This window comes from Rhizobium beringeri (genome assembly GCF_004306515.1).
GTDB lineage: Bacteria > Pseudomonadota > Alphaproteobacteria > Rhizobiales > Rhizobiaceae > Rhizobium > Rhizobium beringeri.
The window spans coordinates 2,401,692-2,418,317 of the sequence record NZ_SILG01000001.1 but is presented as its reverse complement, the minus strand read 5'-3'; the positions used below and the strand labels follow the sequence as shown (position 1 = coordinate 2,418,317).

Here is a 16,626-nt window from a genome sequence, read left to right as displayed (position 1 = left end):
TCCAGCCGGCGAGACGTCGTGACCGTGAAGTGACCTAAGCGGGCGTGCCTGTTTCCCGCATGGCCAGGTTTGCCAGCATGTCAGTGAGCTGAGGCAACGCCAATTCGGTTTCCTTTTCTATCACGGCGGCGGTGAACCATCTGAGCTCTGTGTGTTCATCACCGACAAGTCGCGGTTGGTCGTGCCATTTATCGACGTGATAGACATGGAAGATGACGGATGCTTCGGGCGGGCCTTCCGATCCGAACCGTCCTGCAAACCGCCAGCGCTGCGGCGTCACGCCTATTTCTTCGATCAGTTCCCGGCACATTGCCGTCTCGGCGCCTTCGCCCTCTTCGACATGGCCGCCGGGGAGGCTCCAGCGGTCCGGGTGCACCTTGCGCTCGGCACTGCGCCTAGCCAGAAGAACGGTTCCGTTCTGGCTCAAGACGCCCATCGCGATGTCGGGCATGCATTCTCCTCTGCCTCATCGATCTCGCGCCGATGCTGCCCGCAGCCACGGCTCTTTGCAAGGACCAGTCGTCTATCGAGACAGTCGATGCATAGCCTGACAGGGTAAGTTGACCCCCTCATTGCCCGGGCGCATAGTCCCCGGACAGACGCGAATGACCTGCTGTTACGAACGAGGTCGGTCAGTCGATCTTCGTCCGTTTCCGAACAGATCAAACGGAGAGGAGAGCGTCATGCCACCCACATCCCTATCGACGCCCACGCGGCGCGAGCTGCTTGCCGCCACGGCCGCCGCCGGAGCCATGAGCATGTTTGCCGGGACGCGTAGCGCTGAGGCAAACGGCGACGGGCTTATCCCCTTCAGCGCCAATTTCCCCGAGGATCAGCTTGACGATCTGCGCCGGCGCGTCGCGGCCACCCGTTGGCCTGACAAGGAGACCGTCGCGGATGATACGCAGGGCGTGCAGCTCGCAACGATCCAGAAACTCGCAAAGCATTGGGCGACGGATTACGACTGGCGCAAGATGGAGGCGCGGCTCAATGCGCTGCCGCAGTTCATCACCGAGATCGACGGGCTGGATATCCATTTCATTCACGTGCGCTCCCAGCATAAAAATGCGCTGCCGCTGATCGTCACACATGGATGGCCCGGCTCGATCATCGAGCAGCTGAAGATCATCGAACCGCTCACCGACCCCACAGCGCATGGCGGGAGCGAAGAGGACGCATTTGACGTGGTGATCCCGTCTTTGCCGGGCTACGGCTTTTCCGGGAAACCGACGGGGGCGGGGAACTGGAATCCGCCGCGCATCGCGCACGCCTGGGTGACGCTGATGCAACGTCTCGGTTACACGAAATTCGTGGCGCAGGGCGGCGACTGGGGCAACGCGGTGACCGAATTGATGGCGGTGCAGGAGCCGCCGGGATTGCTCGGCATCCATACGAACATGGCGGCCACGGTTCCTGCTGACATCGCTAAGGCTCTTGCCGCCGGCGGCATGCCGCCAGCCGACCTGTCGCCGGACGAAAGGCGCGCCTTCGATCAGCTCGACGACTTCTACAAGAATGGGCTGGGCTATGCCATCGAGATGAACAACCGGCCGCAGACGCTCTACGGGATCGTCGACTCGCCGGTCGGGCTTGCGTCGTGGATGCTCGACCACGACATCCGCAGTTACCGGATGATCGCCCGCGTTTTCGACGGAGAGCCCGAGGGGCTGACCAAGGACGATATCCTCGACAACATCACGCTCTACTGGCTGACGAACACCGCAATCTCCTCGGCACGCCTCTATTGGGACAACGCGCACCATCCGTCGGGCGGGTTCTTCGACCCCAGGGGCATCAAGATCCCGGTGGCGGTCAGTGCTTTTCCCGATGAGATCTACCAGGCGCCGCAGAGCTGGGCGGAGAAGGCCTATCCGAAGCTCATCCACTACGCCAGGCTGCCGAAGGGCGGTCACTTCGCCGCCTGGGAACAGCCGATGGCTTTCACTGCCGAGCTCAGGACGGCGTTCCGGCCGCTGCGGCAGTAGACCCACCCCGGATCAGGCGACTGATGCCGCGATCACGATTTCCCCGGTTCGCCCTGCGTTGACCGCAGCAGGTTATCGCGCAGCGTCGTCACCGATTTCTGCACGACGGGAAAGTCGTCGCCGAGGCCGGTGGCGCCAAGCAGCGCGTTGGCGGGATCAGATTCAACGAGTTGGCGTCCCGCCGGCGTCAAGCTGACCCGTACCTGCCGTTCGTCGGCGGGATCGCGGTGACGGGTGATATAGCCATTCGACTCCAGCTTCTTGAGGATGGGCGTCAGGGTGTTGGATTCGAGGAACATCTTTTCCCCCAACACGCCGACGGTCTGGTCGTCCTCTTCGGAGAGAGCCACCATGGCGATATATTGGGTATAGGTCAGGCCAAGCTCGTCCAGGATCGGCTTGTAGGCGCGGCCGAAGGCGAGATTTGCCGAATAGACCGCGAAGCACAGGAAATTCGAAAGTTTCCTGCCTTCCTTGCTCGCTGGCGAGGAGGTGGGCGCGGGCATATCCGGCCCCTTAGCTGCTTTAGATGTCGGCATAGGTCCATCCTGTCCAAGCTTTCTGACGATGATATCTATATAAATCGCATCCGATTAAATCGCAATAGTGTCGAATTCGATTTTCGATCCTGCCGTTTGTGGTGACTCGACAAAGATCAGCGGAAACTCCTGGGAGGCTTCCCATACTTCTTGCGAAAAGCGGTCGCGAAATGGGCGGAGTCGGAGAACCCGATTTCAAAGGCGATCGCCGTCATGGGCAGTGTGCTGTTTTCGACCAGAAACCGGCCATAGCGCAATCTCGTCTCGACTATAAAGCGCTTCGGGGTCATGCCGATATTGTCCTGGAACAGACGCGCGAACTGGCGTGGTGACAGGCCGACCAGAGAGGCCACCTGTTCCGGTGAGACGTCGCGGCCTTTCCGACTCTCAATGAGAACGACGGCTCGCTGTATGCGCGAATCTTCCGTGCGGCGAAATGTTGTGGCGCGGCCGTGATCGAAGGCGCTCATGTGCTTCTGCTCCGAGAGCGAAAGCTGGTGCACGGCCTTGGCCGCCCGATCCGGTCCGCAATGCGTGCGGATGAGTTCAGTCATCAGCGACAGGATCGATACGCCGCCAGGCACGGTAATGCGGCCGTTTTCGATCAGGAAGTCATCGCGGGTGGAGAAGGCAAGACGCGGGAAGGCAATCCGGAAGTCCTCCGCGTGAAAGGGATGAACGCACGCCTTGCGTCCGGCGAGCAGTCCCTCCTGCGCCAATATGAAGGCGCCCGTACACACGCCAATTACCGGGACACCTGCCGATGCCGCCACCCTGAGATAGTCGCGATGCTTGCTAGGTGCGGCGCGCAGATGTGGCAGGAGGCCACCGATAACCACGACGTAGTCGAAGTCGGTCGGGTTAATGTAGGGCGCATCGGCGTGAACCCGGATGCCACAGCTGGCGACCGCTGCATGGCCCGGAGCCCCCATGATCGACCAGCGACAATGTAATGGACGGGAATTGTCGGCAAAGTCCGCCGCATGCCTGAGAGGCTCGACGATACCCGTCAGCGACATCATCGGGAAGGTCGGCCAGAGGAGAATGCCGACAGAGAGATCGGCCTTTCGGTCGCGTGCGACCAGAAGTCGCTCGGCCCAAAGATCGTCGAGCCAGCGCACATAGTCCGGCTCGTTGGCGGATATTTCGGAAGGTTCCTCGGATGTGATCATGGCGTGTGGCGATGATAGAGTCATCATGTCCTTTTTTCAAAGAAAATGTCCGATTTATAAAATTCAGCGGCAGTCTTCAGTGTCAAGTTTCCTCTCGTCGAACGCGACATCCGGGGACAGAAACCACCGGACCGGGGAACCAACAAATCAAGGATCAGAACAATGGCACTTTCTCTTTCGAGAAGGATGGTGACGTGCGCTCTGCTGGCAGGCAGCTTCATGTCCCTTTCATCTATCGCCAATGCTTTCGAACTTGCCGAGCAGGGCAAGCTGACGGTTGCCTTCACCGGCGACATGCCCGGCTCCGGCTGGCAGGACGGGAAGCTGGTAGGTTATGACGGTGAAATCATGCAGCGCATTGCCGACAAGCTCGGCCTCAAGGTTCAGCCTGCGCTCATGGAATGGTCGGGTACCATCGCCTCCGTTCAGTCAGGCCGCGTCGACGTCATGCTCGGCACCATGGGCTGGACTGAAAAGCGTACGAAGATCATGACCCTGTCCGAGCCGATCCACTACTTCAAGAACGGCATCATGCAGTCGACGAAGACGAACTGGGACAAGCTTTCTGACCTGGAAGGCAAGAAGATCGGCACGATCACCGGCTTTTCGTTCATTCCGGAATTGAAGAGCATCAAAGATCTCCAGCTCTCGCTCTACGACACTTCCGATGCGGCCGTGCGCGATCTTATCGCCGGGCGCATCGACGCTGTCATCGGCGATCCGCCGGTGATCTCCTTCGCCATCAAGCAGAACCCTGATTGGAATATGCACTTCCTTGCCTTCACCGATAACAGTCCGGATTTCCCGCTGCTGACCGGTCTCGGGCAGGTCGTCTATGGCCTCAATCAGAAGAACGACGATCTGCGCCAGAAGATGGACGCCATCATCGCCGACATGTGGAAGACTTGCGAGATGAAGGAAATCGGCGCCCGCTACGGATTGTCGTCGGATGTCTGGTTCAAGCCTGTGGGTCAAAATTTCCGCGCCGGCGTCGATCGCCCCGCAGATTACAAGCTGCCGTCCTGCGCAGCTGGCGGCTGAACGACCGTGCGGACGGAAGCTGCAATTCGCGGCTTTCGTCCACTCTCTTCGCCTACTGCATAATCCCTTAAATCGGAATCGATTTCAGGAGAAAATTATGCAGCAATTCAAAGTGCTACAGCGTCCTTGGCGCGTCTGAAAAGACGCGCGGCGCTGTAGATATGATCGCATAAGGAAACGGCGATGAATGCGCTTCTCAGCGTTGCAGGCCTGCGCAAGAGCTATGGTCCTATCGAAGTTCTCAAAGGCATCGATTTCGATGTCGCGCCAGGTGAGAAGATTGCCCTGATCGGCCCATCCGGCTCCGGGAAATCCACCTGTCTGCGCTGCATGAATTTTCTGGAAAAGCCCAGTGCCGGTGAGATCCGCCTCGACGGCGAGCGGATCGGCGTGCGCAACGGCCATGTCATGAGCGACCGGCAACTTGCACCGCAACGCGCCGAGATGGGCATGGTCTTCCAGCTCTTCAATCTCTGGCCGCATCTGTCGGTGACGGAAAACGTGGCGATCGCGGCGCGCAAGGTGCGCGGCCTGCCTGCTGCCGAGGCACGCGAACTGGCTTTGGAAATGTTGGCCAAAGTCCACATGACACACCGCGCCGACGCCTCACCGCTCGAACTGTCCGGCGGCCAGCAGCAGCGTGTCGCGATTGCGCGAGCGCTTGCCCAGAAGCCCAAGCTCATGCTGTTCGATGAGCCGACATCCGCACTCGATCCCGAACTGGTCCAGGAGGTTCTGAAAGTGATGGAGGAGCTGGCAGCCGAAGGGCGCACGATGCTGATCGTCACTCACGAGATCGCGTTTGCGCGCGACATTGCCGATCGCGTCCTGTTTCTTGACGGCGGCACCATCGTCGAAGCCGGGCCGGCACGCCAGGTCATAACCGCTCCCCGCGAAGCGCGCACGCAAGCGTTTCTCAACAAGATCCGGCACTAGGCGCGTCATGACCGGATTTTCCATATTCTTCTCGGTCGTCGAGGGGCTCGTCGCCGGGCTCGGCGTAACCGTTTTCGTCACGATCGCCTCACTGGCGCTCGCAGCCGTCTTCGGGTTCCTTCTCGCCCTGCTCAGGCAATTTGCCGGGATCAAGTTCATCGATCTGACGATCGATGCCTGTTGCGAGATTCTCTGCAATGTGCCGGCCTTGACGCATCTGTTCATCCTCTATTTCGGGCTTGCCAGCCTCGGCGTGAAATTGACGTCAATCACGGCGGCCGTCCTGGGCCTCGGGCTCATCGGAGCGGCGATCACCTGTGCAATCTTTCGCGCCGGTTTCGCCGCGCTGCCTAGTGGGCAGGCGGAGGCGGCGCTTGCCGCAGGGCTGACCCCGCTCCAGACGATCTTTGAGATCCTGACGCCACAGGCCATGCGGATAGCGCTTCCAGGGCTCGGGAACTACGCGGTGCAGCTTCTCAAGGATACATCCGTCGTCTCGGCCATTGCGGCGCCGGAAATCATGTTCTTTGCCCGTTCAATGGTGACGTCGTCCTTCCAGACAACAATGATCTACGCGACGGCGGCGGCACTCTACCTGTTGCTGAGCTTGCCCTTGATGCAGGTCACGCGGTTCCTCGAAAGACGTTACGGGAGATTGAAAGGATGAGTGCATTCCTAGCGCCCTATGGCGATTATGGTGCCGAATGGCTGCCTCTCCTGCTGCGGGCGATGGTGAATACGGCCCTGCTTTCCGTTTGTGCCTTTGCGCTGGCATTCGTTTTTGGCTTGCTGCTGTCGCTCTGCCAGAAATCCAGTTTCGCGGCGCTAAGGTATTTTGCGGCCCTTTATGTGACGATCGTGCGTGGCGTGCCGCTGCTGGCGGTTTTGTTTCTGCTTTATTTCGGTTTGCCGGGTATCGGGATCGTCTTTGATGCTTTCGGCGCGGCGATTGCGGGCCTGGCGTTGTGTTTCGCGGCCCAGGTCGCAGAGCTTTTCCGCGCCGGCCTGAAGGCTATACCGGCCGGGCAGAGCGAAGCCGCGTTGGCCGCGGGCTTTACCCCGGCCCAGAGCTTCGTCCTGATCATCCTGCCGCAGGTCGCGCGTGTCATTCTGGCGCCGATGATCATCACCTTCGTCTCGCTGCTCAAGGATTCTTCGCTCGCTTCGCTGATTACCGTCAACGAACTGGTCCTCACCGGGCGGTCCATGGCGACCGAGTTTTTCCTGCCCTTGCAAATCTACATTGGCGTCGGCCTCTGCTACTTCGCGATAGCCTGGCCTTTCTCGGTCCTCTCACGCCGGCTAGCCCTTCCGGCCGCCCGCTAACTCGTCATCACAAGGCCAAGACCATGACCATTGAAACGACCGTTGTCACGGGCAACGCCCGTCGGCATGCAACGCAATCGCATGAACCTCGCTGGCCGGTGATCCTCATGACGCCCGACGTCAGCGAGGCGCCTGATGCGCCGACCGAGACGGAGTATGTGGTGCGTGCCAACTATGCGGACGCCATAGCCGAGGCCGGGGGAATTCCGTTGATCCTGCCTTATAACACCGAGAACCTGGCCTCGGCGTTGGCACTCGCCGATGGGATCGTCCTCACCGGTGCGCGGCCGGGGACGGAGGTGACAGGCGCGCGCAGGCAGTTCGAAATTCAGCTGGTCGAGCAGGCCTTGAAAACGGGCAAGCCGCTTCTCGGCATCTGCCACGGCATGCAGCTGATCGGTGAATGCCTTGGAGGCAAATTTCAATCCGAACTGCCGGCCGCCGCCGAATCACACATCCCGCAAGATATCCCCGACGTTTTGGCGCACGAGATCATAGTCGAGCCGGGCAGCGTGCTGACCGATTGGGTGGGGAAGGGGCCGGCACGCGTCAATAGCCTGCACCGGCATGCTTTGGCCGGCCACGGGCGCTTCCGTATCGCTGCAAGGGCGCCGGACGGCACCATCGAAGCGTTCGAAGGGGAAACGGACGGCTTTTGCCTCGGCATCCAGTGGCATCCCGAATACCGGCTGACCGAACTCGACAGGAATATCATAGGGGCCTTTGTCGACCGCAGCGCAGAAGCGGCGGCCCGCAAGGCACGCGATGCTTCATCGGCTGGAAGCAATCGCGTACGCGAACGGCTGGCACAGCTCGCGCTTGCTCTGCCGGAAGCATCCTCGCCGCCAGGTGCATTTTCCGGGGCTGTGCGGAACGGCAATATCATCACCGTTTCCGGTCAGGTGCCGCTGAAGGACGGAGTGGTGCTGCAGACGGGACACCTCGGAGCACGCGTCTCCATCGAAGAGGGGCGAGAATGCGCGCGCTGGGCGCTTCTCAATGCGCTTGCGCAGCTGGAGGGGGCTGCGGGCGGCTTTGACAACATTCTGGGCTTCGTCCGGCTGGCGGGCTATGTCGCGGCGGATGCTGCTTTCGAGCGCCACGGCGCCGTCGTCGATGGCGCTTCGGAACTACTCCGAGAGCTTTTCCCGGATCGATGGGCGCATGCCCGCATCGCGATCGGCGTAACATCTCTGCCGCGCGGGGTTCCCGTTGAGGTCGAGTTGACGGCCGTCGTCGGCGACGAGGCTTGAGATGGCGCGTATTGCGGTGATCGGCGCCGGCGTCATCGGCGTATCGTCGGCCTACCTTCTGGCCCGGGCGGGGCATGATGTGACACTTATCGATGCGGCAAGTGAGCCTGGCATGGGGGCGAGTGCCGGCAACGCCGCGCAGCTGTCCTGGGCCTATGGTGACGCTATGGCATCGCCAGCCCTGCTGAAGCATCTGCCATCCATCGCGATGGGCCGCGATCCGGCCTTCCGGATCCGCTGGCAACTCGATCGGGACTTTCTATGCTGGGGCCTGAAATTTATTGCCAATACCCGGTTCAGGTGTTGGTGGAACAATACGCAGGACATCCTGCGCCTTGCCGAACAATCCCGTCACGAGCTCGCAATCCTGCTTAAGGAAACCGATGTCGAATTCGATTACCGTGTCGCCGGAAAACTGCATCTCTACGCCGATCGGCAAAGTTTTGCTGCCGCGGATTCCAGTGTCGCCCGCAAGAATGCCCTTGGCTTCGAACAGCGCCTGCTGACGCGAGTGGAGGCGGAAAACATCGAACCTGCGCTCGCCGCGTATCAGGGAGAGATTGCCGGGGCCGTTTACACTCCAGGTGATGCCCTCGGCGATGCGGCCGGATTTTGCCGCCAGCTCACCGCCTGGATGATCGAGCGCGGGCAGGTGTCGGTGCTTTTCGGCAGGAGGGTCTCGAGCTTCGTCCAAACGGGAGGCGTGCTGACAGGATTGAGGTTCGAGGACCGCGACGAGCTTCGCGTCGACGCGGCCATCGTTGCGGCAGGACCGCAGATCCGCTCCCTGATGTCCGATTTGCCTGAAGCCCGGGACATACGCCCCGTCAGAGGCTACTCGCTCACCATTCCAAGAACTGGCCTTGCACCAAGTATCAGCCTGACAGACGTCAAGCGAAAGCTTGCCTTTGCAGCCATCGGCGACCGTTTTCGTGTCGCCGGACTGGCAGACATCGAGCGTCCCGGGGCCGGTTTTGATGCCAGACGTTTCGACACGCTCAAGCTGGCCGCGTCTGCAGTGCTGCCCGACCTTTTCGAGCGATCGGACGAACTGATGAGATGGTCGGGCGAGAGGCCTATGACTCCGACCTCCAAGCCCATTATCGCTGCCTCCCGACGCATCAAAGGTCTCTACATCAATGCCGGTCACGGCATGTTGGGATGGACGCTTGCATTAGGTTCTGCCCGCCGCGTGGTCGATCTCGTTCAATAAGTCGGTGGTCGGCGCCCGGTGCTTACAGTTGTGGACGCTCTTCCACCTGCCGCAGCGTTCCGGCAGAGGCTGCCGGGACTTCGCTCAATTCATACCTCTTCACCTCAATCTGATCGTTCCGGATCTTAAAATCCGGAACGAAGGGAGTCAGAACTCATCACCAAATGGAATCCGGAATGCGGGTTGGTCCTAGCCGAATTTCTCGGTCCTATCGGCCTTGCCGAACACCCAGTAGCCGGATGCCTTGATCCAGCCGAGCGGGCAACCTCGTTCCAGCAGGTAGGCGCGGATATCGCGTGTCACCGAGGCTTCCGCCGCCACCCAGATGAAGGTTTCCGGCTGGATATCGACCGTGCTCAACAGTTTCAGCAGTGCAGTGGCATCGGTTGCCTGCGAAAGAGGCCGGTGCGCCCAGTGGGCGTGCAGTTCGGCTGATGTCTCGAAGACTTGTTCTTCCAACGGGCCGCTGACGGCTGCGATTGTGGTGATGACGGTTCCGGCGCTGCTCTCCTCGATCCGGCGGCCGATCGCCGGCAGTGCGGTTTCGTCGCCGATCAGCAGCCATCGTTTTACGGTCTTCGACACTACGGCGGAGCCCCTTGGTCCGCCGATCTCGAGACTGTCGCCGGCGCGCGCGTCGATCGCCCATTGGGTCACTGGACCTGCCTCATGCAAGGCGAAATCGATGATCAATTTCCGTTCGATATTGTCATAACGGCGTGGCGTGTAGTCACGGCGTTCTTCGCTGCCATCGGCGGCCGACACGAAAATCTTGATGTGGTCGTCGGGGGCAAGGCTGATGAAATCGGCAAGATCATCGCCGGTCAATGTGATGCGGCGCATGCCGGGAGTGATGTCGACGACGCTCTCGACCGAGAGAGTGCGCCTTCGCGTGTCGTGGCGGACCCGTTCGATGCCGGGAGCCGGTGAAGTCTGATCTTTGAGTTGATTGTTATCCATGTGTCCTCAGGAGCTCTTTGAACTCGATCCGCAGGACACAGTCGCGCAGATCGAAGCCGCAGAGCCGTTCGATCATACGCGTTGAGTGACGTTAACGCTTACGTGGCCGGGTGACCCGACCATTGACGGCATGATGTAGCCGACGACGGCGGCATGTGCAACCGCAAGGGGCGTAGCAATGGCGATGATTGCCAAAGTTTAACTTTCCGGCGGTGTTTCGGTCGGGCAATGATCGGCTGATCAACGCGCAGGCGGTCATGGAGAAGACAATGAACAGCAGAATCCAGGACGTGCTCGACATCTATCACGCGATGATCGAGACGGAGCATAACAGTCCGCGCGAACTGCCTCCTGGCGGGCGCGACGGAGGACAGGATCAGCGGCTGCGGGCGGTCGGGCCTGCGACCGGACAGTTCATCAATATCCTCGCCAAGAGCCTCAAGAGCCCGACCATTCTCGAACTCGGCACCTCCTTCGGTTATTCCGGGATATGGCTGGCGGAAGCCGCGCGCGCTTCTGGCGGGCGGCTGATCACCATGGAAATGCACGGTTACAAATCGGCCTACGCACGCGACATGGCGGTCAAGGCAGGGCTCGCCGAGTATGTGGAATTCAAGGTTGGGGATGCCGTCCAGATGATCGGCGCGCTTTCCTCCGGCATCGACTTCGTGCTGGTGGATCTCTGGAAGGATCTCTACGTTCCCTGCCTCGAAGCTTTCTATCCCAGGCTCAATCCGGGCGCGATCATCGTCGCTGACAACATGCTGCGCCCGGGAGGCGATGATCTCAAACGCTATGGCGAGGCTGTCCGTGCCAAGCCCGGGATATCAAGCGTGCTCCTGCCGGTCGGCAGCGGGCTTGAGGTCAGTCGGTTCGATTGAGGCTGAGGTGAGATTAGCGGCCATTTTGTTTTTAGTTGCAGCAAAAAAGAAGACACGTTTTAAGCTAATTTCCGACACGGTCCCGATCAAAGCTCTGCGTTATAGCGAGCTTTGGAGATGTGATGTAGGGCATCCTTATCGCCACCCTTTTGGCAACGGCTTCAGCAAAGGTTCCCGCCGGATTTTCGAGCGGTGACTTCCTTTATTCTGATTGCGGCGGCTCACGGCAGTTTGTCGTCGGATATGTCGCGGGTTGGTTGGACAAGTGGAACCGGGACGAGTATTTGGCCCGCCGTATTTTCACCGAAGTCGTTCCCGCGCCGAAAGCAATGGTGAACTCGGCGTATTTTGCCAACTCCGTTGGGGTAAACGTCTGTGTGCCGGTTGGAACCACCGCGGAAGCAATCAGCAATACGTTGTGTACATTCCTGGACGAGAATCCCGGCATACGCGAGGCCACCGGCGACGAGTTGATGACGACGTTGATCGCCTACAAATACCGCTGCCCCGCGCCGTAGGACGTCGAACTTACGCGGGCTTGTTGGTTTCGATAAAACGGCTGAGCGAGGTGGCGGCATTCAGCATGTGGGCGCGCATGCGCCGGGATGCCATTTCGCCGTCGCCTTCGGCTATCGCCTGCATGATCGCCTCGTGTTCGTCCCGGGATCGGCGCAGCCGTTCGCCCTGGCGCAATTGCGTGCGCCGGAAGGCGTTCAGGCGGTTGCGCACGGCGATCGCCTGTTCGGCAAGGAAGCCATTGTGGGTGGCGTGATAGATGGCTTCATGGAATTGGCGGTTGAAGCTGTCATAGGCGTCGAAATTTCCGGCTTCGACAATCGGCTCTGAGAGGTCGTGCAGTTCGATCAGGTGGCTCCGCTCCAGCGGCGTCATGCGGTAGGTGGCGAGCCTGACACATACCGCCTCGATCTCGGCCACCGTCTCGAACATCTCCATGATGCGTTCCGGCGTCATGCGGGCGACGACGCCGCCGCGCCGGGCGCGAAGCTCGACGAGGCCGCCCGCCGCCAGCTGACGCAGCGCTTCGCGAACCGGCGTGCGGGAGGCGCCGAAACGATCGGCAAGCTGCTGTTCGTCCAACGCTGCGCCCGCCGCCAGCGCGCCGGTGGCGATCTCATCGGTCAGGGCGTTGCGAATGCGGTCGGAGAGCAACCCTCGATCATCGCCGTCATCCCCGGTTTCGAAACCATTCGCCATTCCGTTGTCTCCAATCTGTTTCAAGCATCGGCCCCGAGCGCCCGTGTATGCAAATGCGATTGCGTGCCCGTTCGGCGTATACATGTGCGGCATCACGAAGGTGTTACGTATTCAATAATTGACATTATGTCGGATGGGAATACATAAATCTCCAGTAAGCGGGCCTCTGCATACGCAAAACCGCTTCAACTGCCGAATTTGAATACGACGGGAGCCGCAGCGTGACGAAGGCCAGCGCGTCGCGCCGAGCAAAGCGAACCGTCCCGACACGGCATCACAGACCAACCGATTTTGACTTGGCTTCCGTTCTTCGGTCCCGAGCCGACATGCTTTCGATCCTTCAATTCCTGGACACACGAGGAACCAGATCATGATGATGAACAGACGGACTTTCTCGGCCGCCCTTGTTGCCGGCGCCGCCGCTTCTCTGCTTGCCACACGCGGCATGGCCGCGACATCCGCTCCCGTGAAGGCGCGCAACGTCGTGCTGGCGCACGGGCTGTTTGCCGACGGCTCGTGCTGGACCGAGGTGATCGCGCGCCTGCAAGCGGCCGGGCTCAATGCCACGGCGGTGCAGAACCCGCTGACGACGCTGCCCGAGGCCGTCGCTGCCGTGAAGCGGGTGCTCGACCGGCAGGATGGCCCGACGGTTCTCGTCGGGCATTCGTTTTCCGGCATGATGGTCACCGAGGCCGGCGTGCACCCGGATGTTTCGGCGCTCGTCTATGTCGCGGCGCGGGCGCCGGATGCGGATGAGGATTATACCGCTCTCGCCAAAACCTTCCCGACGCCGCCGGCGTCCGCCGGCATCGTCTTCGACGGCGACGAGGGACGCCTCAGCGAGGAAGCCTTCCTGCGTGATTTCGCCGGCGACCTGCCGGAGGCGAAGGCGAAAGTGCTCTATGCCGTGCAGCAACCGTTCCAGAAGGCGCTGCTGACCGGCAAGACGACACAGGCCGCCTGGCGTTCGAAGCCGAGTTGGTATGCCGTCTCGACCGAGGACCGGACGATCAATCCCGATCTCGAACGCTTCATGGCCAAACGCATGGGAGCAAAGACCATTGAAATCCAGGCCAGCCATCTGTCGTTGATCTCCCACCCGGACGAGCTCACAAAGCTGATCCTCACGGCGGCGGGGCAAAATACGGACTGATGCCGAGGCCGGGAAGCGGCAGGGCCGTTCGCCGGCTGGTCACCGGCTTGCTTTGGTGATGGGCCATGATGCCGCGACGGTCGCGTCAAGTTTGGCCGAGGTTCGGAACAAGAGGCGGACAAGGGTGTTTAACCGAGCTAAGCCTCCATCGAGGTTGCAGTTCACCTCGTTTGCGAGAGACCGCTATGGCCATCCACTTCAATCATACAATCCTCTTGGCTCGCGACAGCAAGGCCTCGGCAGATTTTCTGGCCGACATGTTGGGGCTGCCGGCGCCGCGGCGCTGGGGCCCGTTCTACATGGTCACGACCGACAATGACGCCAATCTCGATTATATGGATACGGAAGGCGAGATCGTCCGCCAACACTACGCCTTCTTGGTCGGAGACGGTGAATTCGAGGCGATATTCAATCGAATTCGCGAGCGGAACCTGCGCTACTGGGCTGACCCCGGCCAGCGGAAGCCGAGCGAGACCAATGACCACGACAGTGGGCGCGGGGTCTATTTCGAAGATCCGAACGGCCACCTGGTTGAAATCATCACGCGCCCCTATGGCAGCGGCGGCTGGAATCCGTGAGCTTGGCGCCAAGGGAGGCGACCCCGGTGCCGATCATGGACAATCATACCAGGCGGCAGCATCCCTGAGCGGCGAGGGGGCGCCGCTCCTCTCATATCGGTCGGCGCAGCGGCCTGAACGCTGCTCGAAGCTCGGCGGAGAAGAGCTCGGGCTGCTCCCAGGCGGCGAAGTGGCCGCCCTTGTCGACCTTGTGGAAATAGATAAGGTTGCGATAGGCGCGACGGGCCCATGTCTCCGGGGCCTGATAGCTCTCCCCAGGAAAGACGGTGATGGCGACCGGAAGCGCGATCTTGGAGGTCTTCTCCCCGGCCGCAAGGACGGGACTGCGCCCGCCGCCATATTCCCAGTAGATCCGGGCCGAGGAAGCGGCGCTGTTGGTCAGCCAGTAAAGCGTGATGTCGTCGAGCACCTCGTCGGGAGACTTTTCGGGATCGCTGCTGTCGTAGGTCCAGTGCGTGAAGCCTGGATGACCGAGCGTCCATGCCGCAAGGCCGGCCGGGGAGTCCGATATGGCGTAGCCGATCGTCTGCGGCCTCGTGCCCATCATCGTGGCATAGGACCTGTTCCCCATCTTGGCTGCGGCGCTGAGGGCATCGAACGCCGCGCGTTCCTCGGTGGAGAGTCGCTGCGGCGCCGGCCCGCCCGCGGCGAGCACAGCGGCAACTTCGGGCGGCACGACAGCCGGCAGGTTGATGTGGATGCCGAGCAGACCTTGTGGCGCGAGCCGTGCCATCGCGCCGGAGACCGGCGAGCCCCAGTCGCCGCCCTGGGCGACGTAGCTGCCGTAAGCGAGGCGCTTCATCAGTTCCGCCCAGGCCCGCGCGATGCGGTCCGGCCCCCAGCCGGTGCCGGTCGGCTTGCCGGAGAAGCCGTAGCCCGGCATTGACGGAATGACCACGTCGAACGCATCTTCGGCGCGTCCGCCATGAGCGGTCGGATCGGTGAGCGGGCCGATGATCTTGAGGTTCTCGAATACCGATCCCGGCCAGCCATGGGTGATGATGACGGGCAGGGCATTCGGATGTTTCGAGTGGACGTGAATGAAGTGGATGTCTAGGCCGTCGATCTCGGTGATGAATTGCGGCAGCGCGTTCAGCTTCGCTTCCGCCTTTCGCCAGTCGTAGCCGGTGCCCCAATAATGGACGAGCGGCTTGATCTTTTCGAGCTGTATGCCCTGCGACTGGTCGTCGACCGTCTCGCGTTCGGGCCAGCGTGTTGCCAGCACGCGCCGGCGAAGGTCGAGGAGGTCCGCCTCGGGAGTGTCGACGCGAAACGGGCGGATCGCATCTCCCGTGGCAGCCGATGCCGGATAGGACGGAAACAGGCTGGTCGCGCCTGCGGCGGCGATCCCGATCGCCGCGGTGGTCAGGAACCTGCGCCGGTCGCGGTTCAGGGATTCCGAGCCGGCACTTGTGAGCATTTTGAAGAGCATGGTCATGGCATTGTCCTTTGAAGCACACGCCTTGGGCAAGACTTCGATGAGTTCGGCCGTCGTCAGAATAGCATGGGCGTAGGTCGGGCCGTTCAGCTTGTGCGCAGCATGCATCATTAGGTGCGAGAAGGCGGCCCTCGCGTCGCTCACCAGGGTCGCGAAATAACCGAGTTCCATGGCGAAGCGGGCGGTGGATTCGCTACAGGTATTCCCGCCGGATCATCTCGATGCGAGGCCGGCCGTATTGCGCAGGTGATCGGGATGCGTGCCGCCGCCCATACTTCTCGCCACCATCGCGACGATGGTTTCGAAGAGTTCGTTCTTTGCCTCGACGGCGGTGATGTCGCCCGACGCGGCGGCATAGGAGAGGGCTTCGGCGGCGCCGAGCATGGCCCAGAGGCCGGCTGCGGCGATCGTGCCGGTACCGGTAAAGGGCGAAAGCGCGATGCGGCATTTCTCGATGAAGGCCGCTTCGTATTCGCGCTTGATCCTTTCGAGTTCCGGCGAGCCGGCAAGTGCTGCGATCACACCGGGGATTTCGCGGCCCTGAAGAAGCACGCAGTCGACATAGGAGGTGGCGATGACTGTGGCCCGGTCGGCGAGCGACGGCTGGCTTGCCGCAAGGGCTGCGTCCATCACAGCCGTCTGGCGGGCGTCGAATTCGCGGTAGAGCGCTGCGAGCAGGCCGGGGCGGGTTTCGAAATGATCATAGACCACGGGTTTCGTTACGCCCGCCAGCTCGGAAAGCCGGCCGAGGGTCAGCGCTTCCGTTCCCTCGTCACGGGCGATCTGCCAAGCGACGTCGAGCAACTGGCGATGCCGATCCTGCCGCGACAGGCGGCGGCGCGGTTGCGGATCGGTCGGCTGACCTGTTGTTTCGGCGCTTGATATCACTATATACCAAAAGTAACTTACTGAAAGTAGCTTACCAAAAGTATACAG

18 protein-coding genes are annotated in these 16,626 nt (G+C 61.3%); 11 read left to right on the top strand and 7 right to left on the bottom strand.

Annotated features, from left to right (window positions below; translation table 11 throughout):
• Positions 1 to 34: 34 nt before the first annotated feature.
• Positions 35 to 451: an NUDIX hydrolase gene (locus ELH03_RS12240; RefSeq protein ID WP_130766335.1), complete on the bottom strand. Its 417-nt coding sequence runs from the start codon at positions 449 to 451 to the stop codon at positions 35 to 37.
• A gap of 232 nt (positions 452 to 683) precedes the next feature.
• Here ELH03_RS12240 and ELH03_RS12235 point away from each other — a divergent pair, with 232 nt between their 5' ends.
• On the top strand, positions 684 to 1,985 hold the full coding sequence (locus ELH03_RS12235) for an epoxide hydrolase family protein (protein ID WP_130766334.1): 1,302 nt from the start codon (positions 684 to 686) through the stop codon (positions 1,983 to 1,985).
• Positions 1,986 to 2,017: 32 nt separating this feature from the next.
• On the opposite strand, the gene ELH03_RS12230 is transcribed toward ELH03_RS12235, so the two are convergent.
• Positions 2,018 to 2,491, bottom strand: coding sequence for a MarR family winged helix-turn-helix transcriptional regulator (locus ELH03_RS12230; protein ID WP_130658998.1), 474 nt, complete (start codon positions 2,489 to 2,491; stop codon positions 2,018 to 2,020).
• A gap of 149 nt (positions 2,492 to 2,640) precedes the next feature.
• Entirely contained in the window at positions 2,641 to 3,696 is a 1,056-nt protein-coding gene (locus ELH03_RS12225; RefSeq protein WP_128405381.1) for a GlxA family transcriptional regulator, read from the bottom strand.
• A gap of 162 nt (positions 3,697 to 3,858) precedes the next feature.
• Between ELH03_RS12225 and ELH03_RS12220 the strand changes: the two genes are divergently transcribed.
• From ELH03_RS12220 to ELH03_RS12190, 6 genes are all read left to right on the top strand, one after another.
• The gene (locus ELH03_RS12220) at positions 3,859 to 4,737 is read left to right on the top strand and encodes an ABC transporter substrate-binding protein (RefSeq protein ID WP_128405372.1); all 879 of its coding nucleotides are present in this window, start codon (positions 3,859 to 3,861) and stop codon (positions 4,735 to 4,737) included.
• A 183-nt stretch (positions 4,738 to 4,920) separates the two neighbouring features.
• The gene (locus ELH03_RS12210; RefSeq protein ID WP_047610405.1) at positions 4,921 to 5,673 is read left to right on the top strand and encodes an amino acid ABC transporter ATP-binding protein; all 753 of its coding nucleotides are present in this window, start codon (positions 4,921 to 4,923) and stop codon (positions 5,671 to 5,673) included.
• A 7-nt stretch (positions 5,674 to 5,680) separates the two neighbouring features.
• Entirely contained in the window at positions 5,681 to 6,340 is a 660-nt protein-coding gene (locus ELH03_RS12205; protein WP_128405374.1) for an amino acid ABC transporter permease, read from the top strand.
• Positions 6,337 to 6,999, top strand: coding sequence for an amino acid ABC transporter permease (locus ELH03_RS12200; RefSeq protein ID WP_128412295.1), 663 nt, complete (start codon positions 6,337 to 6,339; stop codon positions 6,997 to 6,999). Before ELH03_RS12205 ends, ELH03_RS12200 begins: the two co-directional genes overlap by 4 nt.
• Positions 7,000 to 7,022: 23 nt before the next feature.
• A complete protein-coding gene (locus ELH03_RS12195; protein WP_128412294.1) occupies positions 7,023 to 8,252 on the top strand; it encodes an Atu1372/SO_1960 family protein in 1,230 nt (409 codons plus the stop codon).
• Position 8,253: 1 nt separating this feature from the next.
• A complete protein-coding gene (locus ELH03_RS12190; RefSeq protein ID WP_130658996.1) occupies positions 8,254 to 9,465 on the top strand; it encodes an FAD-dependent oxidoreductase in 1,212 nt (403 codons plus the stop codon).
• A 189-nt stretch (positions 9,466 to 9,654) separates the two neighbouring features.
• Here ELH03_RS12190 and ELH03_RS12185 read toward each other — a convergent pair whose 3' ends face one another.
• Entirely contained in the window at positions 9,655 to 10,425 is a 771-nt protein-coding gene (locus ELH03_RS12185; protein WP_130766333.1) for a siderophore-interacting protein, read from the bottom strand.
• A 269-nt stretch (positions 10,426 to 10,694) separates the two neighbouring features.
• Between ELH03_RS12185 and ELH03_RS12180 the strand changes: the two genes are divergently transcribed.
• Both ELH03_RS12180 and ELH03_RS12175 read left to right on the top strand, forming a co-directional pair.
• On the top strand, positions 10,695 to 11,306 hold the full coding sequence (locus tag ELH03_RS12180) for an O-methyltransferase (protein WP_130766332.1): 612 nt from the start codon (positions 10,695 to 10,697) through the stop codon (positions 11,304 to 11,306).
• 149 nt (positions 11,307 to 11,455) lie between these two features.
• A complete protein-coding gene (locus ELH03_RS12175) occupies positions 11,456 to 11,824 on the top strand; it encodes a Rap1a/Tai family immunity protein (RefSeq protein WP_432422306.1) in 369 nt (122 codons plus the stop codon).
• 10 nt (positions 11,825 to 11,834) lie between these two features.
• Here ELH03_RS12175 and ELH03_RS12170 read toward each other — a convergent pair whose 3' ends face one another.
• The gene (locus ELH03_RS12170) at positions 11,835 to 12,521 is read right to left on the bottom strand and encodes a GntR family transcriptional regulator (RefSeq protein WP_130658991.1); all 687 of its coding nucleotides are present in this window, start codon (positions 12,519 to 12,521) and stop codon (positions 11,835 to 11,837) included.
• Between the two features lie 370 nt (positions 12,522 to 12,891).
• Between ELH03_RS12170 and ELH03_RS12165 the strand changes: the two genes are divergently transcribed.
• Entirely contained in the window at positions 12,892 to 13,674 is a 783-nt protein-coding gene (locus tag ELH03_RS12165; protein WP_130658990.1) for an alpha/beta fold hydrolase, read from the top strand.
• A 185-nt stretch (positions 13,675 to 13,859) separates the two neighbouring features.
• Complete coding sequence (locus ELH03_RS12160) at positions 13,860 to 14,252, top strand: VOC family protein (RefSeq protein WP_105006477.1); 393 nt, start codon at positions 13,860 to 13,862, stop codon at positions 14,250 to 14,252.
• 91 nt (positions 14,253 to 14,343) lie between these two features.
• Here ELH03_RS12160 and ELH03_RS12155 read toward each other — a convergent pair whose 3' ends face one another.
• Both ELH03_RS12155 and ELH03_RS12150 read right to left on the bottom strand, forming a co-directional pair.
• Positions 14,344 to 15,861, bottom strand: coding sequence for an epoxide hydrolase family protein (locus ELH03_RS12155; protein ID WP_197727747.1), 1,518 nt, complete (start codon positions 15,859 to 15,861; stop codon positions 14,344 to 14,346).
• Between the two features lie 42 nt (positions 15,862 to 15,903).
• Positions 15,904 to 16,575: a TetR/AcrR family transcriptional regulator gene (locus tag ELH03_RS12150; RefSeq protein ID WP_128405464.1), complete on the bottom strand. Its 672-nt coding sequence runs from the start codon at positions 16,573 to 16,575 to the stop codon at positions 15,904 to 15,906.
• Positions 16,576 to 16,626: the final 51 nt, after the last annotated feature.